Source organism: Sphingomonas sp. Ant H11 (assembly GCF_000797515.1).
Taxonomy (GTDB): domain Bacteria; phylum Pseudomonadota; class Alphaproteobacteria; order Sphingomonadales; family Sphingomonadaceae; genus Sphingomonas.
The window spans coordinates 1-21,951 of record NZ_JSBN01000058.1 but is presented as its reverse complement, the minus strand read 5'-3'; the positions used below and the strand labels follow the sequence as shown (position 1 = coordinate 21,951).

At 64.5% G+C, this 21,951-nt stretch carries 23 protein-coding genes and 1 tRNA gene; 23 read left to right on the top strand and 1 reads right to left on the bottom strand.

Annotation, left to right across the window (positions count from 1 at the left end; genetic code table 11):
• Window positions 1-20 precede the first annotated feature (20 nt).
• The 15 genes from NW75_RS28270 to NW75_RS11675 all read left to right on the top strand — a co-directional run bounded on the left by NW75_RS28270 (window position 21) and on the right by NW75_RS11675 (window position 13,671).
• Window positions 21-521 carry a DUF6088 family protein gene (locus tag NW75_RS28270; protein WP_269430323.1) on the top strand — a complete coding sequence of 167 codons (501 nt, stop codon included), beginning with the start codon at window positions 21-23 and terminating at the stop codon, window positions 519-521.
• Window positions 449-820 (top strand): DUF6088 family protein, encoded by a 372-nt coding sequence (locus NW75_RS28265; protein ID WP_269430322.1) that lies wholly within the window; start codon window positions 449-451, stop codon window positions 818-820. The genes NW75_RS28270 and NW75_RS28265 overlap by 73 nt, the downstream gene beginning before the upstream one ends.
• 75 nt (window positions 821-895) lie before the next feature.
• A complete protein-coding gene (locus NW75_RS11720; protein WP_006023613.1) occupies window positions 896-1,726 on the top strand; it encodes a DUF6088 family protein in 831 nt (276 codons plus the stop codon).
• On the top strand, window positions 1,723-2,802 hold the full coding sequence (locus NW75_RS11715; RefSeq protein WP_006023612.1) for a nucleotidyl transferase AbiEii/AbiGii toxin family protein: 1,080 nt from the start codon (window positions 1,723-1,725) through the stop codon (window positions 2,800-2,802). The genes NW75_RS11720 and NW75_RS11715 overlap by 4 nt, the downstream gene beginning before the upstream one ends.
• A gap of 373 nt (window positions 2,803-3,175) precedes the next feature.
• Window positions 3,176-3,655 carry a hypothetical protein gene (locus NW75_RS26490; RefSeq protein ID WP_231565160.1) on the top strand — a complete coding sequence of 160 codons (480 nt, stop codon included), beginning with the start codon at window positions 3,176-3,178 and terminating at the stop codon, window positions 3,653-3,655.
• Complete coding sequence (locus tag NW75_RS26485; protein WP_231565159.1) at window positions 3,652-3,978, top strand: hypothetical protein; 327 nt, start codon at window positions 3,652-3,654, stop codon at window positions 3,976-3,978. The genes NW75_RS26490 and NW75_RS26485 overlap by 4 nt, the downstream gene beginning before the upstream one ends.
• Window positions 3,975-4,229 (top strand): hypothetical protein, encoded by a 255-nt coding sequence (locus NW75_RS26480; protein ID WP_231565158.1) that lies wholly within the window; start codon window positions 3,975-3,977, stop codon window positions 4,227-4,229. Before NW75_RS26485 ends, NW75_RS26480 begins: the two co-directional genes overlap by 4 nt.
• The gene (locus NW75_RS11700; protein WP_331386112.1) at window positions 4,177-6,645 is read left to right on the top strand and encodes a UvrD-helicase domain-containing protein; all 2,469 of its coding nucleotides are present in this window, start codon (window positions 4,177-4,179) and stop codon (window positions 6,643-6,645) included. Before NW75_RS26480 ends, NW75_RS11700 begins: the two co-directional genes overlap by 53 nt.
• A complete protein-coding gene (locus NW75_RS26475; protein ID WP_231565156.1) occupies window positions 6,642-7,670 on the top strand; it encodes a PD-(D/E)XK nuclease family protein in 1,029 nt (342 codons plus the stop codon). Before NW75_RS11700 ends, NW75_RS26475 begins: the two co-directional genes overlap by 4 nt.
• Before the next feature lie 41 nt (window positions 7,671-7,711).
• Complete coding sequence (locus NW75_RS11695) at window positions 7,712-8,458, top strand: multiubiquitin domain-containing protein (RefSeq protein ID WP_033965417.1); 747 nt, start codon at window positions 7,712-7,714, stop codon at window positions 8,456-8,458.
• Complete coding sequence (locus NW75_RS26470; RefSeq protein ID WP_231565155.1) at window positions 8,433-9,140, top strand: ThiF family adenylyltransferase; 708 nt, start codon at window positions 8,433-8,435, stop codon at window positions 9,138-9,140. Before NW75_RS11695 ends, NW75_RS26470 begins: the two co-directional genes overlap by 26 nt.
• On the top strand, window positions 9,107-9,604 hold the full coding sequence (locus NW75_RS26465; RefSeq protein ID WP_231565154.1) for a hypothetical protein: 498 nt from the start codon (window positions 9,107-9,109) through the stop codon (window positions 9,602-9,604). Before NW75_RS26470 ends, NW75_RS26465 begins: the two co-directional genes overlap by 34 nt.
• Window positions 9,601-10,041 (top strand): DUF6527 family protein, encoded by a 441-nt coding sequence (locus NW75_RS11685; protein ID WP_006023606.1) that lies wholly within the window; start codon window positions 9,601-9,603, stop codon window positions 10,039-10,041. Before NW75_RS26465 ends, NW75_RS11685 begins: the two co-directional genes overlap by 4 nt.
• Window positions 10,042-10,318: 277 nt before the next feature.
• Entirely contained in the window at window positions 10,319-10,555 is a 237-nt protein-coding gene (locus NW75_RS11680) for a DUF2158 domain-containing protein (protein WP_006023605.1), read from the top strand.
• 11 nt (window positions 10,556-10,566) lie between these two features.
• Window positions 10,567-13,671, top strand: a complete 3,105-nt coding sequence (locus tag NW75_RS11675; RefSeq protein ID WP_006023604.1) for a DEAD/DEAH box helicase — start codon at window positions 10,567-10,569, stop codon at window positions 13,669-13,671.
• A gap of 306 nt (window positions 13,672-13,977) precedes the next feature.
• On the opposite strand, the gene NW75_RS11670 is transcribed toward NW75_RS11675, so the two are convergent.
• Window positions 13,978-15,339 carry a tyrosine-type recombinase/integrase gene (locus NW75_RS11670; RefSeq protein ID WP_006023603.1) on the bottom strand — a complete coding sequence of 454 codons (1,362 nt, stop codon included), beginning with the start codon at window positions 15,337-15,339 and terminating at the stop codon, window positions 13,978-13,980.
• A 349-nt stretch (window positions 15,340-15,688) separates the two neighbouring features.
• Here NW75_RS11670 and NW75_RS11665 point away from each other — a divergent pair.
• From NW75_RS11665 to trbL, 8 genes are all read left to right on the top strand, one after another.
• Window positions 15,689-15,765 (top strand) — tRNA-Arg (locus tag NW75_RS11665).
• Between the two features lie 318 nt (window positions 15,766-16,083).
• Window positions 16,084-17,070 carry a P-type conjugative transfer ATPase TrbB gene (gene trbB, locus NW75_RS11660; RefSeq protein ID WP_033965420.1) on the top strand — a complete coding sequence of 329 codons (987 nt, stop codon included), beginning with the start codon at window positions 16,084-16,086 and terminating at the stop codon, window positions 17,068-17,070.
• Window positions 17,067-17,402: a TrbC/VirB2 family protein gene (locus NW75_RS11655; protein ID WP_033965416.1), complete on the top strand. Its 336-nt coding sequence runs from the start codon at window positions 17,067-17,069 to the stop codon at window positions 17,400-17,402. Before trbB ends, NW75_RS11655 begins: the two co-directional genes overlap by 4 nt.
• The gene (locus tag NW75_RS11650) at window positions 17,402-17,674 is read left to right on the top strand and encodes a VirB3 family type IV secretion system protein (protein ID WP_033965415.1); all 273 of its coding nucleotides are present in this window, start codon (window positions 17,402-17,404) and stop codon (window positions 17,672-17,674) included. Before NW75_RS11655 ends, NW75_RS11650 begins: the two co-directional genes overlap by 1 nt.
• Window positions 17,671-20,145 carry a conjugal transfer protein TrbE gene (gene trbE / locus NW75_RS11645; RefSeq protein ID WP_033965419.1) on the top strand — a complete coding sequence of 825 codons (2,475 nt, stop codon included), beginning with the start codon at window positions 17,671-17,673 and terminating at the stop codon, window positions 20,143-20,145. The genes NW75_RS11650 and trbE overlap by 4 nt, the downstream gene beginning before the upstream one ends.
• Window positions 20,142-20,855 (top strand): P-type conjugative transfer protein TrbJ, encoded by a 714-nt coding sequence (gene trbJ, locus NW75_RS11640; protein WP_033965414.1) that lies wholly within the window; start codon window positions 20,142-20,144, stop codon window positions 20,853-20,855. The genes trbE and trbJ overlap by 4 nt, the downstream gene beginning before the upstream one ends.
• Before the next feature lies 1 nt (window position 20,856).
• Window positions 20,857-21,102, top strand: coding sequence for a putative entry exclusion protein TrbK-alt (gene trbK-alt, locus NW75_RS11635; protein WP_033965413.1), 246 nt, complete (start codon window positions 20,857-20,859; stop codon window positions 21,100-21,102).
• Window positions 21,099-21,951, top strand: an 853-nt coding sequence (gene trbL, locus NW75_RS11630; RefSeq protein ID WP_033965412.1) for a P-type conjugative transfer protein TrbL, incomplete at its 3' end; no start/stop codon positions are given. The genes trbK-alt and trbL, both read left to right, overlap by 4 nt.

Here is a 21,951-nt window from a genome sequence, read left to right as displayed (position 1 = left end):
CGGTCCACACTCTCACTCTAATGAGGGCGTTGCGGGGTCTCCCCGCAGAAGGGGTCGCCGAGACCCTGGGCTCGGCCGCAGGGGAAGGCTTTCCCCTCCAGGCCCCCTCTCAATCGCTGGCCCTTCCAGTCGGTTTGGGGGAGATTGAAAACTGTCAGAAAACCGCATATATTTCTGACAGGAGAAGTGCCGTGCAACGACTGACCGAACAGATTCTGGCGCACACCGAGGGCTTGCCCGAGGGCGCTCCGATCGCGGCGAAGAGCCTGCTCCATCTCGGCAATCGCGCCGCGGTGGATCAAGCCTTGTCGCGACTGGCTGAACGTGGCCGGCTGATGCGTGCCGGGCGCGGCGTCTATCTGCGCCCGGTTTCGAGTCGGTTCGGCGTCCGCGCGCCCTCCGTCGAGAAGGCCGTCGAAGCCTCGCGCTCCAGCGCGGCGAAACCATCGTGTCGAACGGTGCCGCGGCCGCTAACGCGCTCGGCCTCACGACACAGGTGCCGGTCCGGTCGGTCTATCTGACATCGGGCCGTAGCCGGACGATGAATCTGGGCCAGCAGGTCGTCGAGCTGCGGCATGCGCCGCGCTGGCAGTTGGCGCTGGCCGATCGGCCCGCCGGACAGGCGGTGCGAGCGCTCGCCTGGCTGGGGCCGGAAAAGGCAGAAGCCGCCTTGATGACGTTGAAGCGCAAGTTGCCGTCTTCCACGTTCGGCGAACTCGTCGCGGTCGCGCCCCAGCTACCGAGCTGGCTCGCCAGGACGGTCGGCAAAGTTGCATACGGCCGAAGGAGCCATTCTCAGGTGGGCGGCCTACCTATTTAGATTGTCCGAAATTTGTATATTTATTTCGGACAATCCACTTGGTTCGCGTCCGAAAAAGGACTACAATTTTCGGACATGAACACCGACTCGCCCGATCTGAAGAAAGCCATGCTCGAGCGCATCCGTGCGGATGCGCCACGCAAGGTCTGGACGCCCAGTGACTTCGTCGATCTCGCCTCGCGGGACGCGGTCGATAAGGCGTTGCAGCGGCTGACGAAGGTCGAAATCCTTAGGCGGATTGATCGTGGGCTCTACGATCAGCCTGGCTTCAACAAACTCACCCAGAAACCCAATCCGCCTGATCCGCGCTCAGTCATCGACGCCGTCGGGCGACGTGACCAAACCCGGATGCTTGTCGACGGCATGACCGCGGCGAACGATCTGGGCCTAACTGACGCCGTCCCCGCCAAAATCGTGGTGCACACCGACGCTCGGCGCCGCGCGATCAAGCTCGGCAACGTAACGATCACCTTCCGTCCAACCGCGGCCAGCAAGCTATTCTGGGCCGGACGACCAGCGATGCGCGTCGTCCAAGCGCTTCACTGGCTGCGCGATCTCCTGGTTCGTGAAGGAGAAAGTGATCAGGTTAGGCGCAAGCTCGCCAATCTTTTCGAAGATCCCACGGTGGGACCGCCCCTCAAAGCGGATCTCACTGCCGGTATGACAGCTCTTCCGACATGGATGTGGGTGTTTCTCAAGCCGCTCGTTGAAAGCGACGCCGGCGTTCGTCGTCGGCACGTCGATGATGATCGTGATGATGCTGATCATGATCGTCATCAACAAAGAACGGCGGACGATGCCGATGATCAGCGTCATGCTGCCGTCGCCCGGCCCAAGCGAAAGCCGCTCTCCCCGCAGAAGGCACAAACTGCCAAGCGCGGTGCAGCCCGGGCGGTGAAGACATGAATCCGGCTTTCGACGAGGTTCTCGCGGCCGGGTCGGACGCGATGTTGAGCGCCTTCGATACGACGGCGCTACGCCTCGGCACGGCGTCTCAGAATATCGAGAAGGACTTCTGGGTCTGCTGGACGCTGGATGCCTTGTTCAATGGCTTGAAAGAGGGCGGACCCCGCCTCCTCTTCAAAGGTGGAACCTCCCTGTCCAAAGGGTTTGGTTTGATCAATCGCTTCTCCGAAGACATTGATGTCACGGTGTTTCGGGACGACATCGGCGAGCCGGCGACCATCGAGGAGCTCGAAGCGCTGAGTAGCAAAAAGCGCCGGGCGCGCCTCGATGCGATCAAGGACGCCTGCCAAGCCTACATCAACGGCCCGCTGCGGGCTGAGTTGACGCAGATCCTGCAGGACCGGCTTCAGGCTGCCGGCCTCGATGCCGGCGCGGCCCGAGTGGAAGCCGATGACGCTGATCCCGACGGGCAGACGCTTCTGATCTGGTATCCCGCGGCGACGCCGCGATCGGATTATGTGCGGGCAGCGATCAAGATCGAGTCGGGCGCGAAATCCGCGCTCGATCCGAACAGCGAAGTGCCGATCAAACCCTATGTCGATGATGATCTGCCGGCGCTCGACCTGACCGTGCCGGCCGTCCGCACGGTCGATCCGGAACGTACCTTCTGGGACAAGGTTGTCATCCTCCATGGGCTGCGGCGCTGGTTCGACAAGCGCGGCGAGCTGCGCGGGGGCGGCCAACGCGTTTCCCGTCACTATTATGACCTGCACCAGCTCGCCGCGGCCCGCGTCGGCGCCGCCGCCATCGCTGATCCGGCGCTCGGTGCGGATTGCGTCGCGCACGCCCGGATGTTCTTCAATCGACCGGACTTCGATCTCGCGAGCGCTGCGCCTGGCTCGTTTGCACTCGCCCCGCATGACGCGATGATCGAGCAACTGCGCGTCGACTACAGGGCCATGCAGGGCATGATCTTTGGCGATCCACCGGATTTCGAGGCGGTGCTCGACAGCATCGGCTCGCTCGAGACGCGTCTCAACAAGAAGGGCGATACGGGAGGCGGGGCCGCGCGATGAACCAGTTGGAGGGAGCTTTCGACACCGGGCAAAAGGCAGACGCGCGTGGCGCGGGCGAAGCGATCGTAACCCCGCTGCGCAAACGCCGCCTCAGCGGCGAACTCTACGAGCGCGACCCGAAGATAGAAGCCCTCATCGCCGAATTGGCAGTCCTGCCGCGTGATGGCTTGATCGCCAGGGCGGAAATCACCAAGCGCTCGGACCCGGGCTACGTCCCGAGCGAATGTCTCGTTTACTTCATTCGCGCGAGCCGTCGCGACAACAACGAGGTGTGGTTCGAGCGCCTCTATCGGATCTTGACCGAACGGGTGCTGCGCAGTTTGCCCAGGGCGGAAAGCTCCGATGGAAAGACGGAATCGCTGCGCGCGGGGTCGTGCGCGACAAGGTGTTCGGCCGGTTCGTCGAGCTCTTTTCGGCGGACCGCGCCGCCTACGACGAAAAGGTCGACTACTTCGAGGTGCGCTTCGATGGCGCGCTAGCGAGCCTGCGGCGCGATGCGCAGGAAAAGGCCTGGCGCGACGAAAACCGTTCCCAGCCCCTCGAATATGACGAGGAGAGCGGAGAACTGTCACCGGAGGTCGAGGCGGCCGCAGGGACCCACGATCCCTTCGCCGTGTCGGATTTCGACGACCCGTCTTACCGGTCGCGCCTGGATGCAGCGATTGAAGCTCTACCGACAGAACAAAGCAGGATCATTCACATGTTGAGACAGGGCTTCCCCATCGACTCCAAGGAGCCGGACGTCATGACCATCGCCAAGGCTTTGGGCCGCTCCGAAAAGACCGTCCGAACCTACCGCGACAAGGCCTTCGCCGCCCTGCGAGCTGCCATGGCCGACGGAGACGAGCGGTGAGCCCCGGCGGCGGACGTCCATCCCGCGAGGCCGTGCTCGACGCGTTCGCGGTCGAGAGCGAGCCTGGCCGGTCGACCTTGGAACGCTATCTGCGGCTATACCCGGAATATGCCGGGGAGCTCATCGACCTCTCGCGCGAACTCAGCCGCGAGGCTTATGAAGATGCCGCACCCCTCTCTGCTACCGATCGGGCGCTGATCGACGCTGCCTGGTCGCAACACGCGAAGGTTATGCCGGCGGCAGCAGCCGACCCTTTCGCGGCGCTGACGGTCGATGACTGGCGCGCGTCGCGCAGCGTCTGGACGTGCCCCGGCAGGTCGTGACCGCACTGCGCGAACGGCGGGTCTCTCTCGTCAGTATCCCGCGACGCTTCCTGGCGATATTGGCGGATGCGATGCGCAGCTCTGTCGCACAGTTGGAGTCGTCCTGGGGGCCAGCGCACCTGATTGTCGCGCGCAGCTATAAGGCCGACAGCAAACCGGTGGCCGGCGAGCAGGTCACCTTCGAGCAAGTGCTGATCGATGCCGGCGTCCCGGCCGAGAAGCGCGCCCGGCTGTTGGCGGAGGCGGACTGACATGGACAGTGTGGAGCTCGCCAGGCAAGTCGCCGCCGAGCTTCACGCTCGCCTCGTTGCATCCGGCGCCGATCCCTGGTCGCCCTATGACTTTGCTGTCGCCGAGGCCAAGCGGCGGGGGATTGATGTCGAACGGACTGCCGCCGGCGCAGCCGTCCTCAATGGCGGCCGCGCGACTTTCGTCGCCGCCGACGATCTGATTCTTCACGAGAATATGGGCTCTCCGTTCGAGCAAGCTTTCCTCGTGGCGCATGAGATCGGCCATGTCGAGCTGGGCGACGATCCTGGTGGCGAAGCGGCGCCGATGATTGATCCGGCACGCCCGGCCGAGCCCTCACCAGTCGGAATGGATCGGGTTGTCGATTATGGACGCCGGCAACGCCGCGAAGTCCAGATGGACCTGTTCGCGCGCGAACTGCTGCTTCCGCGCACCGTCGCGCGGGCGCTCCATGTCGACCAAGGGCTCGCCGCGTCCGCCATCGCCGCGAAGCTCGGCGCGCCGTTCGAGGTCGTCGCGCAGCAGTTGTTCGATGCTTTGCTGCTGCCGCCCGTGCCTCCCGCCGCGACTGCGGCGCATGTCGAACGGCCGCTCAATCCGCTGCAAGCGGCCGCTGCGGCGCATCGCGGCGAAGCCTATCTGCTTGAGGCGGGGCCTGGCACCGGCAAGACGCAGACGCTGATCGCGCGCGTCGAGGGCCTTCTAGGCGAGGGCGTCGATCCACGGCGCATACTGCTGTTGACCTTTTCGAACAAGGCAGCGGGCGAGATGGCCGAGCGGATCGCGCGCAAGCGGCCCGAGGCTGCGGCCGCGATGTGGATCGGCACGTTCCATGCCTTCGGCCTCGATATCATCCGTCGTTTCCATGCGGAGCTCGGCCTGCCGAAGGACCCGCGGATGATGGACCGGACCGAAGCGGTCGAACTCCTCGAGGGGGAGTTCCCGCGGCTTAGGCTCGCGTACTACCGCAATCTTTACGATCCGACCCAGATCATTGCCGACATGTTGGCCGCCGTATCGCGGGCGAAGGATGAGGTGGTCGACGCCGAAACCTACGCCGCGCTCGCCGACGCCATGCAGGCGAAAGCCCAGGACTCGGATGCGCGCGAGGCGGCGGAACGCGCCGGCGAGGTTGCCCGCGTCTACGCGGCCTACGAACAGCTCAAGCGCAACGCGCATTGCATCGACTTCGGCGATCTTGTCGCCTTGCCGGTGCAACTGCTCGAAAAGGAGGCGGCCATCTGCGCGGCGCTGCAGGCGCAATATGATCATGTCCTGGTGGATGAGTATCAGGACGTGAACCGCAGCAGCGTGCGGCTGCTGAGCGCACTGCGGCCCGACGGCCGCAATCTCTGGATGGTCGGCGACGCCAAGCAGTCGATCTACCGGTTTCGCGGTGCCTCATCCTTCAACATAACCCGGTTCGGCAAGGAGGACTTCGCCGGTGGCAATCGCGGTCGATTGAAGCGTAATTATCGTTCGGTGCCGGAGATTGTCGCCAGCTTCTCCAGTTTCGCGATCACGATGCGCGCCGGCGATGCGGATAGTGGCCTCGACGCGGACCGCGACGCCAATGGACATAGGCCCGAGTTGCGCACGGTCCAGCGCGCCGAGCAGCAGCAGGTCGCCCTGGCCGACGCTATCGAGGAGCTGCGGCGTGACGGCTACGCCTATCGTGACCAGGCGGTCCTGTGCACCGGCAACGAAAAGCTGTCGACGATCGGGCAGGACCTGGAACGGCTCGGCGTGCCGGTCCTCTTCCTGGGAAGTCTGTTCGAGCGGGGTGAGGTCAAGGATCTCCTGGCTCTCCTCTCGATCCTGGTCGATCGGCGCGCCATGGGCCTGGTGCGCATTGCCTGCTGGCGAGACTTCGCCACCTCCTTTGCCGATGTGGTCGCGGTCTTCGACCATCTGCGGGCGGCCGAGCACGCGCCGGCGGGCTGGCTGCGGCATGGCGAGGCGATCCCCGGTTTGAGCGACAGGGGGCGGCAGACCGTTGCCAAGCTCGCGACTGCGCTCGATGGTTTCGATCAGACGGCCTCGCCCTGGACCGTGCTCGCGACGCTGTTGCTCGATCGCACACGCATCGCCGCGCGCCTGGGCGCGTCGGAGGATCTCGCCGACCGCACACGGGGCATCGCGATCTGGCAATTCCTCAACTTTGTGCGGGTACAACCGGCCGGACGCGGGCTGCCCATCACGCGCCTGCTCGATCGTGTGCGCAGGCTCGTGCGGCTCGGCGACGACCGCGACCTGCGCCAATTGCCGGCGGCCGCCCAGCATCTCGACGCCGTGCGGCTGATGACCATCCATGGCGCCAAGGGCCTAGAGTTCGGTGGCGTCCATATTCCTGGGCTTAACAGCGACACGATCCCACGCACGCCGCCGGCGCCGCCCTGTCCGCGCCCGACGGGATGATCGCGGGGGCGGAGGGCAGTGCGCTGGAGGCGTTCCGCGCAGGTCAGGCCGAGGAGCAGGAGTGCCTATTTTACGTGGCGCAGTCGCGCGCCCGCGATCGCCTGATCCTTTATGCGCCGACCGAGAAGAGTAACGGCCACAACCGACCGCTTTCGCCATTCCTCGACCGTCTCGGGGCGACCTTAACACGCCGTTCGCTCGTGCCGGCACGGCCGCTTCCCGTGGCCGCGGAAGCTCGGGATATCGATTTGGTGGTCGACGGACGGCTGCGGTTAGGCGCCCCGCAGATCGCTCTTTATGAATCCTGCCCGCGTCGCTTCTTCTACACGCATGTCCTGCAGGTCGGCGGCCGGCGAACCGCGACCGCCTTCATGCATCTGCATGAGGCGGTTCGCGTGGTGGTCGAGGCGGTGATCGCGTCGGATGGACCCGTGTCCGAGCAGGCGCTGCAAGATCGCATCGATGCGGCGCTCGCCGGCGAGGGGCTCGGCGAGCACGGCTATCGCGCGGAATTCCGCGATCTGGCGCTGGCAATGCTGCGCTTCTTCCTGGCGAACCGCGCCGAAGCAGTCCCCGAAGCGCCGGTCGCGCTCAGCCTCAGTTTCGGCGGCGAGGAGATCATCGTTCGGCCGGACGAGGTGCTGGTGCGGCCGGACGGCATCCGCGCCGTGCGCCGCATTCGCACGGGTCACATGCGGTCGGCCGAGGGCAAGGATGTCGGCGCGGCGGCGCTGATGCTGGCGGTCAGGCAGTCCTTTCCCGGCGCGGTCGCAGAGCTCGTCCATCTTTCCGACGGCGAGGCACATGCGCTTGCCTTGTCCGATCGGGAGCTGAAGGGGCGCAAGGACAAGCTCGCAAAGTTTCTCGGCGACATCCGCGCCGGACGGTTTCCGGCCGAGGTTTCGTCGCGCACCTGCCGAACTGCCCGGCCTTCTTCATCTGCGGGCAGACCCCCGACGGCCCCTTGCAAAAAAAGTTCGTCTGACCTTACCGGTCGGCCTCCCTCGCTCCGATTGGACCCTTAGAGCCGCGGCGCTGCCTCGGCCGAACCTAAGGACCCAATCTTATGAACACCGAAGAACTTCTTGATTACGACGATCTCGGCAACGCCCTGCGCGAAGGCCGGGCGTTGCGTCCGGCGCGGGGGTATCGCTTTCTCCTCGCGCAGGGCGATCTCAACTTCCAGTCCCGTGTGGTGAGCGATCCCGTGCCGCTCGGCCGCCAGTTGCTGGAAGCCGCGGCACTCGACCCGCGGGACGGTTACAGCCTCATCGCGATCCTGCCCTCGGGCGATTTCGAGGATGTGAGGCTCAACGAGCCGTTCGACCTGCGTGAGCGCGGCGCCGAGCGGTTCATCGCCTTCCAGACCGACCGCGACTTCAAGCTGACCCTCAACGACCACGAGCTGCTCTGGGGCAAGCCGGTCATCAGCGGCACGGTGCTCTACGGCCTCGCCAAGCCCGGCGAGGGGGAGGCCGTCTTCCTCGAGGTTCCCGGCGGTGAAGATCGCCTGATCGAGCATGGCGAGCTGATCGATCTGGTCCAGCCCCGCATCGAGCGGTTCATCACCGCGCGGCTGACGTTCGAGATCATCGTCAATTCGCGGCCGCGCACGGTGAACGCCCGCACGGTGACGTTCGAACAGATCGTCCAGCTCGCCTTCCCGGGCCAGCACGAACCCAACGTCGTCTTCTCGATGACCTATCGGCACGCGGCGTCGACGCCGCCCGCCGGTGAGCTCGGGGTTGGCGGCTCCGTCGACGTCAAGAAGAAGGGCACGGTGTTCAATGTCACGCGCACTGTTCAGTCGTAATCCGGACCTCAAGCGGCTGCGGGACGAAGGCTACTTCGTCCAACAGCAGGGCGGGTATCTCGTTATGCGCGAGGTGCCGTATGTCGATGCGCGCCGGGAGGTGCGCATCGGCACCCTCATCTCCAGCCTCACGCTGGCCGGAGATCAGACGCGCCCGCCCGACACCCATGTCATCCACTGGGACGGCGATTTCCCGTGCCACGCCGACGGCAGGCCCATCCAGGGCATCTCGCATGCGGCCGGCGCCTTCGATCTCGGCCACGGCCTGAAGGCGACGCACAGCTTCTCCAGCAAGCCAGACGGCGGCTACTCGGACTACCACCACAAGATGACGAGCTACGCGAATATCCTCGCGGGCCCGGCCGCAGTGCTGAAGTCCGGCGCGACGCCTCGCACCTTCCGCGAACCGGAAGAGGAGGAGGACAGCGTCTTCAACTATGTCGAGACCGCCTCCGACCGTGTCGGGATCGGCGTCCTGACCGAGCGACTCGTCAACGAGCGGGTCGCCATCATCGGCGTCGGGGGGACCGGCGGCTACATCCTGGATTTCGTCGCCAAGACGCCTGTCCGGGAAATCCGGCTGTTCGACAGCGACGAGTTCCTGACCCATAACGCGTTTCGCGCGCCGGGCGCTCCGAGCTGGAGGAATTGCGGGAAGCGCCCAAGAAGGTCGAATACCTGAAGCGCATCTACAGCCGGATGCACCGGAACATCGTGGCGCACGATGTCGCGCTCGGCGTCGACAACATTCACCTTCTCGACGGCGTCACCTTCGCGTTCCTGTCCCTCGATGCGGGTGACGCTAAGCGGCTGATCGTAGAGAAGCTCGAGGCGATCGGCGCCGCGTTCGTCGATGTTGGCATGGGGCTCGAGCTCGACGAGGGGTCGCTGGGCGGCATCCTGCGCGTCACCGCCAGTACGCCGGAGAAGCGCGATCACGCGCGGCAGCGCATTTCCTTCGTCGGCGGCGGCGCCAAGGACATCTACGCCTCCAACATCCAGGTCGCGGATCTCAACGCCCTGAATGCTGTCCTCGCGGTCGTCAAGTGGAAGAAGATTCGCGGCTTCTACCGCGACCTCGAGCGCGAGCATCACTGCACCTACACCACCGACGGCAACATGCTGATCAACGGGGATCTCGCGTGATACGGCACAAGCGACTCGAACATCGTTTCGTCGAACACATCCCTGAGCGCCTTGAGGCAGGCATTCTCTATGTTTCGATGGAATATGCCACATCAGCCCACAGCTGCTGCTGCGGTTGCGGCGAGGAGGTCGTCGCCCCCTTCACGCCGACGGACTGGAAGATGACGTTCGATGGCGAGACCGTCTCCCTTCGGCCGTCGATCGGCAATTGGACGCTGAAATGCCGGTCACACTATGTGATCGACCGCAGCAAGGTGATCGAGGCCGGCCCCTGGAGTGACGAGCAGGTCGAAGCCGAGCGTCGTCGTGACCGCGCTGCCAAAGCGCGCTTCTACGGGCAGACGCCAGCGATCGAACTTGCCGTTCAGCCCGCTCCCGTCAAGGCGGCTCCCGGCTTCTGGCGCCGCGCCTGGCGTTGGCTATCTGGCAGATCGTGACGATAGGCCCGACGGCAGGTTGCCGTCGGGCTATCCCGCTTCGGAACGCAGCGCAGCCCTAAGAGACAAATCAAGAACATCTATCAGGAGCTTACACGGTCTTCGCCGAAATCCTTGTGCAAGGAATGACCGACACACCATATATTGATGTTAGGCATGGGGCGATCTCCTAGCACGTGCGCGTCTCCACTCATGGTGGTGGGGACGTGGGCGAGCTTCTTGCGACCTCCTCCGGTGCCTGGCGAGGACAGATAGGCATCGAGAAGGAGCGTGGAGAATGGATGCTACCGAATTCAAGCCCGGCGATCTTGTGCGGGTGAAGTCAGGCGGGCCGATCATGACGGTCGAGCAGGTCGGGAAGACGGCCATGCTGGAGGAGGATGCCGTCTGGTGTGTCTGGTTCGAGAAGGTGGGCAACAAGCAGGTCGCGCGGAAAGACACGTTCGCGCCGGTCGTGCTGGAGAAGGCTGAGAAGCCACGAGCCGCGTTCTCCGTCGGCGTCGTTCGGGCGTAGCGTGGTGCCTCATGCCGTTTCGCGGCCTGTTCATCGGCATCGACCGTTATAGCTCGACCGGCATTGATGAGCTGACCTGCGCGCGTCGCGACGCGACGGCGCTGGAGGCACTGTTCTTCGACACGCTGGGCGGCAGCACAGTCTTGCTGGCAGATGCGGAGGCCACGCGGCAGCGGATTGAGGACGCATTTGCCGACCTGGCCGGCTGCGGCCCCGAGGATACGGTGGTGATCGCGTTCTCCGGCCATGGGTCGGAGACACATGAGCTCGTCACCCACGACGCGAATCCAGATGATCTCGCCGGCTCCGCGATCCCGCTCGAGCTGTTGCAGGAATGGTTCTCGCGGATACCGGCAAAGCGCCTGATCCTGTTCCTCGACTGTTGTTTTTCCGGCGGCATTGGGGCGAAGGTTCTGCACGTCGATGCGAAGCCGCGCAGCCTTTTGTCCGCCGAAGCGCGCCTGGCTCAGCTTGGCGGCGCTGGTCGGATCATCTTCACCGCCTCCGCGGCGACCGAGCCCGCCTATGAGCACCGCCGGTTCGGGCACGGCTTTCTGACCCACTTTCTGCTTGAGGCGCTATGTGGCGCCGAGGAAGTCGTGAGCGGCGGCAAGCTCTCGCTCTACCGCCTCCTCGAGCATGTCACGAGCCGCGTCCGGGCGGCCGCGCTGCAGGGCGGCAAAGAGCAGAACCCGACCATGCGCGGGAGCATCGACGGCGATGTCGCGTGGCCCGTGTTCGTGCCGGGCGCTAAGTATCGGGCGGCCTTCCCGGCGCGTCTGCCTGCCAAGGTGACGTCCGATCTTGCCAGCCTCTCGTCGGCCGGTTTCCCCGACGCGCTTGTCACCGCCTGGGCTGGAGCGATCCCGTCCTTGAATGCGCTTCAGATCTCCGCCATCACCGACTTCGGCGTGCTGGACGGCGAGAACCTGGTGGTGTCGGCCCCGACATCCTCGGGCAAGACGATGGTGGGCGAGCTCGCGGCGCTCCGGAACGTGCTGGATCGCAAACGGGCTTTGTTTCTGCTGCCGCTTAAGGCCCTTGTGGCAGACAAGCGGCGGCACTTCGAGAGCGTCTATGGCGGTTTCGGGGTCCGCACGGTGGAAGCGACGGGCGAGACGGACGACATCGCGCCTCTGCTGCGGGGCCAATACGATGTCGGTCTCCTGACCTATGAGAAGTTCGCCGCGATCGCGCTGACATTCCCTCATGTGCTGGCGCAGGTCGGCGCGATCGTGATCGACGAAGCGCAGATGATCGCCGACCGTGGCCGCGGCGCGAATCTGGAGTTCATTTTGACGCTCATCCGGATGCGCCGGCGTGAGGGGATCGAGCCCCAACTGATCGCGCTTTCGGCTGTGATCGGGGACACGAACGGCCTTGAGCAATGGCTCGGCGCGCGGCTCTTGCGGCGCACGGAGCGGCCCGTTCCGCTTGAGGAGGGCTTGTTGCTCGGCACCGGGCATTTCCGCTTTCTTGACCCGGAGAATGGCAATGAGCAGGTTGAGGGGCCGCTCGTTCGGCGTCTTGTCGGCGGCAAAGGATCCAGCCAGGATTGGATCATCCCGCTGGTGCGCAAGCTTGTCGCCGAAGGCCAGCAGGTGATCGTGTTTCGCGAAACCAAGGGCGAAGCCCGCGGCTGCGCCAACTATCTCGCAGAGTCGCTCGGATTGCCTCCGGCTGCCGAGGCGCTGACGCAGATGCCCGGCGGCGATCCCTCGCAGGCCAGCGCCGACTTGCGGAGCGCGCTGGGGCGCGGCGTCGCTTTCCACAACTCGGATCTCGACCGCGAAGAGCGGCGCGTCATCGAGGAAGAATTTCGCCGTAGCGGCTCGGGCCTGCGCGTCATCGCAGCCACGACGACGCTGGCGATGGGCGTGAACACGCCCGCGTCATCGGTCATCATCGCCGGCTTGAATCATCCCGGCGACGAGCCCTATTCGGTAGCCGAATACAAGAACCTAGTCGGTCGCGCGGGAAGGCTTGGCTTCGCCGAGAAGGGAGCTTCGTATCTGCTGGCGCTCGATCCGCGCGCCGAGCATGATCTGTGGTCGCGATACGTGACCGCGGAGCCGGAAGACTTGGTGTCCCGCTTCCTCGACGGTACAACCGACCCACGCTCCCTGATTATCCGCGTCCTAGTCGCGGCACAACGAGCGGCCGGCGAAGGCGTGCCGAGCGAGGAGATTGTCGAATTTCTGGAATCGAGCTTCGGCGCGTTCCAAGCCCGGCGCGCCCATAGCGCGTGGCAGTGGAGCCGGCCGGATCTGCTTTCGGCCCTAGCGGATTTGGAACGCCACGGCCTGGTGCAGAAGAACGCTACAGGCGCGTATGAATTGACCAAGCTGGGCCGTCTCGCTGGCGAAAGCGCGGCAGAGGTCGGGTCCATCGTCGCGCTCGTAGATTGCCTCGGCTCGCTTCAGCCCCAAGAAATCAGCGATCCCGTCCTGATTGCCGCAGCTCAAACGACGGTCGAGGTCGATCAACTCCTTTTTCCGATCAACCGAAAAAGCACGCAGAAAGAGCCTCAGCTATGGCCCAACGAGCTGCAGAGGCAGAATGTGCCGTGGCACGTCCTGAACGCGCTTCAGCGCGGGACAACAGAAGATCATCAGGCGACCCTGCGTGCGAAGAAGGCGGTCGCTTGTCTTTTGTTCGTGTCCGGTCGTGCCATGAGCGAGATCGAGCGCGTGCTGACGCAGTTCGGTGGTGCGTTTGGCGGCGCCGCCGGCCCCATACGCGCGGTCGCAGCGCGGACTTGCGATCTGATGCCGGTCGCGGCTCGCGTCGCCGAGATCCTGCACCCCACGCTCGATCTCGGTGACCGTGTGAGACGTCTGGCGATCCGGTTGACATATGGCGTGCCCAGCGCCGCCGTCGACCTCGCCCAATTCGCTGGAGCCGATTTGCTGCGGGGCGACTATTGCCGCTTGGCCGCCGCGCAGCTCTGTGAGCCCGAACAGATCGACGCCGCAACTGATGACCAAATTCTGGCATGCGTGGACAAGGACAGGCGCAAGCTTGCACTTGTCCGCGATGCGGCGAAGCGCGTTGCCAAGCGTCGGGCCGAAGCGGTGGCGCCTTCCGCCCCGATCCTTGAAGTATATGTGCCCTAAATTGCGCGCAACGGGGGCGTGAGGCGATTGCGTCAGATGCCCCCTCTGCGAGACGTTCCTGCCTCAGAAAGTCTCCAATGCTGGCGGAGCCAATGCGGCAGCGGGCGATCAAGCGGTCGAACGAGACAACGCGCCGCTACGGCTGCGCTCGGTGTGCAGGAGTGTCAGGATGGTCTGCCGGTTCGGAGCAAATGACCTGGTCGCCGATGGCGCCAAACCGAAGATCGTCGATTTCTTCAAAAAGCTTTTTCGACTGCATCGTGGGCGGCGATGAATTGCTCGCCGACCAGTGGCTGATCGCAAGCCTCAAGCTGCCAAGCGACGCTCCTCGTCCTCGGCTTCGTTCCCCGGCTCTCCAACCGCTTTGGTCAGGAAGAGGTCAAGCGCAGCTCGACGAGAATCACGATCCAATGCGTAGGCCGTCTGTTTGAATTCGATCCCCTCGAGTAGCCCTTGGATGTAACCGGAGATCGTGTCGGCGGCCATGATGAGCGCAGTGTCGAGCGTGTGAATGTATTTGCTCGTCACCGAGCCCTTGGAGTGGCCGACGAGCGCCGCGATGGTCACCTCGGTGAAACCGAGATCGTTGGCGATGCTGGCAAAGCTGTGACGCAGGACATGCGGGGTGACGCCGGCGAGCGGACTGTCGCTGAAAATCTGTTCCCAATGGTTCGGGAAGCTGCCGAACGCATGGTCCTCGCCCTGACCTGGGAAGACATAGGTGCCCGCTGCGGTCTTGCGCCGTTCCTCCAGATACTCGACGACGGGCAATCCGATTGGACGAATGGACTCACCTTCCTTGCTGTCCACCAGGCGCATGCAGCTCGCGTCGGTGTCAGCTTCGATCCACATTAGCGAGATCATTTCCGAGCGGCGGCAGCCGGTGAGCGCGATCTGCCGGATGATGTCCACGGTCATGGCGTATTTTTCGTTCGCCGCGGCATCGCGAAGCATTTGCCCGAGGGTGCGATACTCCGCCTCGGTCAGCCTACGATTCCGAACATTGTCCTTGGGCTTCTTGATGCCGTGCGCCGGATTGACCTCTATAATCCCAGCATCGACAGCGTAGGTGAGGATTCCGCCCAATAGGCCGACGGTGCGCGTGGCGGTGCCCGCGCCACCACGAACAATGGCCTTTCCTCGCAGCTTTTTCGTCTTGACGGCGACGCGCGTCTTGCCGGCCATGATGTCCTTCAAGACCTTGTTGATGTCGGCCTTGGTGAGATCCTTGACCCGGCGCGCGCCGATCAGCGGGATGATGTGCCGCTCGATACGGCCAGTGTCGGTGACGATGGTGGTGGGCTTTTTCGGTCGCCCGCCCTTACCCAGAATGAGGCCCGCGTTCAGATCAGCGGTATAGAGGGCGCAAAGCTCCTTGACCGTGATGGCCTTGTGATCGAGCTGACGTTCTTCGGAAGGGTTGTCGCCGCGCGCGACGCGCCCGAGTTGGACCTTCGCTTCTTGCCGGGCTGTCTCCGGCGTCCACACGCCATGCAGGCCGATGGTGTAGCGTCGCGTGCGTCCAACAGCGCGATATTGGATGAGGTAGCTGCGCTTGCCGGAGGCGAACACGCGGAGGCCGAAACCGGGCAGTTCGTCGTCCCAGATAAAATAGTCCTTCTCGCGAACATCGGCAGCGTCCACGATCCGCTTGGTCAGCTTTGCCATGAGGTGTTCCCCTCGCTAGTGAGGGGCTGCTTCCGCGGAAGCACCACGGAAGCAACCGGATGGATATCGGAGCGAAATTCTGGATAGACAGTTCGGCGCGGAAATACGAATTGTCTAGTATCTTCAGTTACATATCGCATTGTAGCGTGCCCTGTCGTGCATTTAGGATAGGCAGGCTAAATTGCTCCGAAGGCACGTCTCAAGCGCCAGAGCGGGTAAAAAGTACCAGAAAGTCATACGTTTAGGAAGATTGAAAAACGGACTCGAAGAAAAACTCACCAGAAACTCACCGCGATTTTCCAAGGTGGATTGATCTTTCCGAGACCCCCAAATAGGTCAGTTACCCAAGGCACCCGTAGCTCAGCTGGATAGAGCGTCGCCCTCCGAAGGCGAAGGCCACTGGTTCGAATCCAGTCGGGTGCACCAATTTTTCTCTTGAAAATCAGTGCTTTGTGCCGTCGAAGTCGGCCGAAGCGCGACCTCGCGTAAGCGCAATTCTCACCATAATCTCAGGCCTGCTTCCTTAAGCAATTGAAAGTGCGAAGAAATATCGCGCACCGCTTCTCACCAGCGTCAAACGAAGCGACATCGGGCTGTCGATGCTGGGCGATCTACGCCATCACCTGTATTTCTGCGCCGGACTGCTACGACGCTAAATCCTTGTTGAACTTCACCTTTTTCTGCGTCTCTTAATCATCCCCATCGCGGCGGGCGCTTGGACCCGCCGCCGAATTGGGAATGTATATGGGCGCGGAGCCGATCCGATCGGAAGCCATCGTCAGGGGCGCACGGATGCTGCGCACCGCGATGGGCACCTCGATTGCGCGCTGGCTCGCCGAGCCCGCAGTGATCGAGGTGATGCTCAATCCCGATGGCCGGCTCTGGGTCGACCGGCTCGGTGGCGGCATCGCCGATAGCGGTGAGCGTTTGACGCCAGCGGACGGTGAGCGCATTATCCGTCTGGTCGCGCACCATGTCGGGGCCGAAGTCCACGCCCGCGCGCCACGCGTGTCGGCCGAGCTGCCCGAAACCGGAGAGCGGTTCGAGGGGCTGCTGCCGCCCGTGGTCACCGCGCCGGCCTTCGCGATCCGCAAGCCTGCGGTCGCAGTATTCACGCTCGACGATTATGCGCAGGCCGGGATCATGTCCCGCTTCCAAGCGACGGTCCTGTGCAGCGGCGTCGCGACCCGCGCCAACATTCTCGTCGCCGGCGGCACCGGCACCGGCAAGACGACGCTCACCAACGCGCTGCTGGCCGAGGTCGCCAAGACCACCGACCGCGTAGTGCTGATCGAGGACACGCGCGAGTTGCAATGCGCCGCGCCCAACCTTGTCGCAATGCGGACCAAGGACGGCGTCGCGTCGCTATCTGAGCTGGTCCGATCAAGCCTGCGCCTGCGTCCCGATCGAATCCCGATCGGTGAGGTTCGAGGAAGCGAGGCGCTTGACCTGCTGAAGGCCTGGGGCACCGGACATCCCGGCGGCGTCGGCACTATCCATGCAGGAAGCGCGATCGGCGCGCTCCGGCGGATGGAGCAACTCATCCAGGAAGCGGTGGTGACGGTGCCGCGGGCGCTCATCGCCGAGACCATCAACCTCATCGCCGTGCTGGTCCGCGACGGCGCCGGCCGGCGGCTCGCTGAGCTGGCGCGGGTCGACGGCCTCGATCCCGTGACCGGCGACTACCGCCTGACCACTCTTTCCGCCCCCAACAATGGAGAACCCCAATGACCGCAGCTTTTCGGCGCCTCCTTCGGCGCGCCTGCCATACCGGCGTCGGCCTGGCCCTGAGCCTGCCGCTGCTCACCAGCCCGGCTTATGCTTCCGGCTCCTCGATGCCGTGGGAAACGCCGCTCAATTCGATTCTTCAATCGATCGAAGGGCCGGTCGCCAAGATCGTCGCGGTAATAATCATCATCGTGACCGGACTTAGCCTCGCGTTCGGCGAGACGTCGGGCGGCTTTCGTCGGCTGATCCAGATCGTGTTCGGCCTGTCGATCGCATTCGCCGCGTCATCCTTCTTTCTGTCCTTCTTTTCGTTCGGCGGTGGGGCGCTCATCTGATGAGCGACAGCGGCGATATCGTGCTGGGCTATTATGCGCCGGTCCACCGGGCGCTCAGCGAACCGATCCTGCTCGGCGGCGCGCCGCGCGCGGTTGCGATCCTCACCGGCACGCTAGCCGGCGCGGTCGGTCTAGGCCTGCGGCTGTGGTTCGCCGGGCTGGCGATTTGGGCGATCGGTCACGCGCTCGGCGTATGGGCGGCGCGGCGCGATCCACAGTTCGTCGACGTCGCTCGCCGGCACCTTCGCTATCCGACGTGGATGCGGCCATGATGAGCCTGCGCGAATATCGCGGGCATGCGGCCTGCCTTGCCGACTTCCTGCCTTGGGCCGCGCTGGTCGCGCCGGGCGTGGTGCTCAACAAAGATGCGAGCTTCCAGCGTACCGCGCGCTTTCGCGGTCCGGATCTCGATAGCGCGACGCCGGCCGAGTTGGTGGCGGTGACCGGCCGCCTCAACAATGCCCTGCGCAGGCTGGGCACCGGCTGGGCGGTGTTCGTCGAAGCACAGCGCACGGCGGCACTCGATTATGCGGACTCAGTCTTTCCCGATGCCGCCTCGGAACTGGTCGATCTCGAACGGCGCGAGCAATTCCGTGAGGAAGGCGCACATTTCGAGAGCCGCTATTACCTGACGTTACTGTGGATGCCGCCTGCCGAAGACGCCGCACGCGCGGAAAGCTGGCTCTATGAAGGCTGCTCCGGCAACGGCGTCGATCCGAACGCGCTGCTCAAGGGGTTCGTCGACCGAACCGACCGCGTTCTACATCTGGTCGAGGGCTTCATGCCCGAGGTCGCCTGGCTCGATGATGGCGAGACGCTGACCTATCTGCACAGCACGGTCTCGACCAAGCGCCAGCGCGTGCGCGTGCCCGAGACGCCGGTCTATCTCGACGCGCTGCTGACCGATGAGCCGCTGACTGGCGGCCTCGAACCGAAGCTGGGCGCGCATCATTTGCGCACGCTCACCATCACCGGCTTTCCGACCGAGACCTTTCCCGGCCTGCTCGATGAACTGAACCGGCTGGCGTTCCCCTACCGCTGGTCGACCCGCGCGATCATGCTCGACAAGACCGACGCGACCAAGCTGCTGGGCAAGATCCGGCGGCAATGGTTCGCCAAGCGCAAGAGCGTCGCGGCGATCCTCAAGGAGGTGATGACCAATGAGGCATCGGTGCTGACCGACAGCGACGCGGCGAACAAGGCGGCGGATGCCGACCTGGCGCTGCAAGAGCTGGGCGCCGACCATGCCGGCATCGCCTATGTGACCGCGACCGTGACGGTTTGGGACCGCGATCCGGCACTGGCGTCGGAGAAACTCCGGCTGGTCGAAAAGGTCATCCAGGGCCGCGATTTCACTTGCATGATCGAGGGGCTGAATGCGGTCGAAGCCTGGCTCGGCAGCCTGCCGGGTCACACCTATGCCAATGTTCGCCAACCGCCCATTTCCACGCTCAATCTCGCCCACCTGATCCCCCTGTCAGCGGTATGGGCGGGGGCGGAACGGGACGAGCATTTCGATCTGCCCCCCTTGCTGCATGCAAGGACCGAAGGCTCCACCCCGTTCCGCTTTTCCCTTCACGTCGGCGATGTCGGCCATAGCCTGATCGTCGGCCCGACCGGCGCGGGCAAGTCGGTGTTGCTCGCCCTGATGGCGCTGCAATTTCGGCGTTATCCTGACAATCAGATCTTCGCCTTCGACTTTGGCGGCTCAATCCGCGCCGCGACCATCGCCATGGGCGGCGACTGGCAGGATCTCGGCCATGCGCTGCACGATGCCGATCTCGGCGAGGCCGTCACCTTGCAGCCGCTGGCGCGGATCGACGAAGCTGGTGAGCGCGCTTGGGCAGCGGAGTGGCTGGCAGCGATTCTCGCGAACGAAGGTGTCGTGATCGACCCGCAGGCCAAGGAGCATCTCTGGTCCGCGCTGACCTCACTGGCCTCGGCGCCGATCCCTGAGCGAACCCTGACCGGGCTCGCCGTCCTCCTGCAATCCTACGCGCTCAAACAGGGGCTGGCATCATATTGCGTCGGCGGCCCCTGGGGCCGTCTTCTCGACGCAGAGACCGAGTTTCTGGGCGAGGCGTCGGTCCAGGCGTTTGAGACGGAAGGTCTGGTTGGCGCTGCCTCCGCAGCCGCGGTGCTCGCTTATCTCTTCCACCGCATCGAAGGCCGGCTCGACGGGCGGCCGACGATGATCATCATCGACGAAGGTTGGCTGGTGCTCGACAGCCCGGCATTCGCCGCCCAACTCCGCGAATGGCTCAAGACGCTGCGCAAGAAGAATGCGAGCGTGATTTTCGCGACGCAGAGTCTGGCCGATATCGAGACCAGCTCGATCGCCCCGGCGATCATCGAAAGCTGCCCGACGCGTATCTTCCTGCCCAACGAGCGCGCGGCCGAACCACAGATCGCGCGCATCTATGAGCGGTTCGGCCTCAATGCCCGGCAAATCGACATCCTCGCGCGCGCGACACCGAAGCGGGATTATTATTGCCAGTCGCGGCACGGCAATCGCCTGTTCGATCTTGGACTTGGCGAAGTGGCGCTGGCCTTTGCCGCCGCCTCCTCGAAATCCGATCAGCTTCGCATCGCTGAGCTGGTGGCAACCCATGGCCGCGATGGCTTCGCCCGCGCCTGGCTACGGCATCGCGGTCTCGAATGGGCGGCGGGTCTGCTCGCTGACTCGGAGCCGGCACCGCCCAGCGCATCCCCAGACTTCACCCCAGAGGAGAATGTATCATGATCCAGTTTCGCATGCGGCGGCTGAAGGCCGCAGCTCTTGCCCTTTCGGCACTGCTCGCTGTCGCGGTCAGCGTGCCGGCACACGCCCAGTTCGGCGGCATCGTCTATGATCCGAGCAACTACGCGCAAAATGTTCTGACGGCGGCGCGCAGCCTCCAGCAGGTCAACAATCAGATCCAGCAGATCCAGAACCAGGCGACCTCGCTGATCAATCAAGCGAGGAATCTGGCCAGCCTGCCGATTTCAACGCTGTCGACCTTGCAGGCCCAGGTCCAGCAGACCCGACAGCTTCTCGCCCAGGCGCAACGCATCGCCTACAGCGTGCAAGACATCCAACAGGCGTTCACGACGCGTTATAACGGCGCCAACCTGACGGCGCCGCAGGCGCAGATGGTCACGAACGCCAATGACCGCTGGCAGGACAGTGTCGGCGCGCTGCAAGATGCGCTCAAGGTGCAGGCCGGCGTGGTGGGCAATATCGACGGCGCACGCAGCTCGATCGATACGCTAGTGACAGCGAGCCAGTCGGCAAGCGGCGCCCTCCAGGCGACGCAGGCGGGAAACCAGCTTCTCGCGCTGCAATCCCAGCAGCTCGCTGACCTGACTGCGGCTGTCGCGTCGCAAGGCCGCGCCCAGGCGCTCGAAGCAGCGCGCAACGCAGCGACCGAGGCCGAGGGGCGCGAGCGCTTCAAGCGGTTTCGCGGCAATTGAGATGCGGCCGGTGGCGAAGATCGCGGTTGGCGGTGGCATCGGCGGGCTAATGCTCGCTGTCGCGATTGCGTCGGCGCTGCGCGGGCCGCCGCGGCCCGTCGCGTTCCCGGCGCCGCAGGAAATCGCGCCCAGGCAGGCTGACTCAACACCCGCACGCTGCCGAACGATCACCATGCCTGACAGCGGGTGCGATGCGGCGTGGGAAGCACGCCGGCGGCATTTCTTCGGTGAGGATCAAGCCCGATGAACGACACCGGCGTCATCGACAATTTCCTGTCGGTCTTCACCAGCTATATCGAGAGCGGTTTCGGCCTGCTCGGCGGCGAGGTCGGCTTCCTGTCCTCGACATTGATCGCGATCGACGTGACGATCGCTGCCCTGTTCTGGGCATGGGGAACCGACGAGGATGTCCTACAGCGCCTTGTGAAGAAGACGCTCTATATCGGCGTCTTCGCCTATATCATCGGCAACTTTTCCAACCTCGCCAACATCCTGTTCCAAAGCTTCGCCGGGATAGGCCTCAAGGCATCCGGCAGCGCGATGGCGGTGGGGGACTTCCTGAAGCCCGGCACGGTCGCCGCGACGGGGCTCGATGCGGCTAAGCCGCTGCTCGATGCGACCGCCGACCTGCTGGGACCGATCGGACTGTTCACCAACTTCGCGCAGATCGTGATCCTGCTATTGGCCTGGGTGATCGTCGTACTCGCCTTCTTCGTGCTGGCGATCCAGGTCTTTATTACGGTCATCGAGTTTAAGCTGGTGACGCTGGCCGGCTTCATCCTGCTGCCGTTCGCCTTCTTCGGCCGCACCGCCTTCATGGCGGAGCGGGTGCTGGGCCACATCATCTCGTCGGGCATCAAGCTGATGACGCTGGCGGTGATCACCGGCATCGGCACGACGCTGTTCAGCCAGTTCACCAATGCCGGCCTCGGGGCTACGCCGACCGTCGAGCAGGCGATGGCGATCGCGCTCGCCGCGCTCACCTTGCTTGGACTCGGGATCTTCGGACCAGGCATCGCCAATGGCATCGTGAGCGGTGGGCCTCAGCTCGGCGCCGGTGCGGCGGCGGGGACCGCCCTCGCGGCCGGAGCGTCGC

Excerpts from the sequence above, each read along its gene's own strand:
- NW75_RS28270 (WP_269430323.1), top strand. The coding sequence starts at position 21 with ATGAGGGCGTTGCGGGGTCTCCCCGCAGAAGGGGTCGCCGAGACCCTG.
- NW75_RS11720 (WP_006023613.1), top strand. The coding sequence starts at position 896 with ATGAACACCGACTCGCCCGATCTGAAGAAAGCCATGCTCGAGCGCATC.
- NW75_RS11715 (WP_006023612.1), top strand. The coding sequence starts at position 1,723 with ATGAATCCGGCTTTCGACGAGGTTCTCGCGGCCGGGTCGGACGCGATG.
- NW75_RS11700 (WP_331386112.1), top strand. The coding sequence starts at position 4,177 with ATGCCGGCGTCCCGGCCGAGAAGCGCGCCCGGCTGTTGGCGGAGGCGG.
- NW75_RS26475 (WP_231565156.1), top strand. The coding sequence starts at position 6,642 with ATGATCGCGGGGGCGGAGGGCAGTGCGCTGGAGGCGTTCCGCGCAGGT.
- NW75_RS11695 (WP_033965417.1), top strand. The coding sequence starts at position 7,712 with ATGAACACCGAAGAACTTCTTGATTACGACGATCTCGGCAACGCCCTG.
- NW75_RS26470 (WP_231565155.1), top strand. The coding sequence starts at position 8,433 with ATGTCACGCGCACTGTTCAGTCGTAATCCGGACCTCAAGCGGCTGCGG.
- NW75_RS11680 (WP_006023605.1), top strand. The coding sequence starts at position 10,319 with ATGGATGCTACCGAATTCAAGCCCGGCGATCTTGTGCGGGTGAAGTCA.
- NW75_RS11675 (WP_006023604.1), top strand. The coding sequence starts at position 10,567 with ATGCCGTTTCGCGGCCTGTTCATCGGCATCGACCGTTATAGCTCGACC.
- NW75_RS11670 (WP_006023603.1), bottom strand. The coding sequence starts at position 15,339 with ATGGCAAAGCTGACCAAGCGGATCGTGGACGCTGCCGATGTTCGCGAG.
- trbB (WP_033965420.1), top strand. The coding sequence starts at position 16,084 with ATGGGCGCGGAGCCGATCCGATCGGAAGCCATCGTCAGGGGCGCACGG.
- NW75_RS11655 (WP_033965416.1), top strand. The coding sequence starts at position 17,067 with ATGACCGCAGCTTTTCGGCGCCTCCTTCGGCGCGCCTGCCATACCGGC.
- NW75_RS11650 (WP_033965415.1), top strand. The coding sequence starts at position 17,402 with ATGAGCGACAGCGGCGATATCGTGCTGGGCTATTATGCGCCGGTCCAC.
- trbE (WP_033965419.1), top strand. The coding sequence starts at position 17,671 with ATGATGAGCCTGCGCGAATATCGCGGGCATGCGGCCTGCCTTGCCGAC.
- trbJ (WP_033965414.1), top strand. The coding sequence starts at position 20,142 with ATGATCCAGTTTCGCATGCGGCGGCTGAAGGCCGCAGCTCTTGCCCTT.
- trbK-alt (WP_033965413.1), top strand. The coding sequence starts at position 20,857 with ATGCGGCCGGTGGCGAAGATCGCGGTTGGCGGTGGCATCGGCGGGCTA.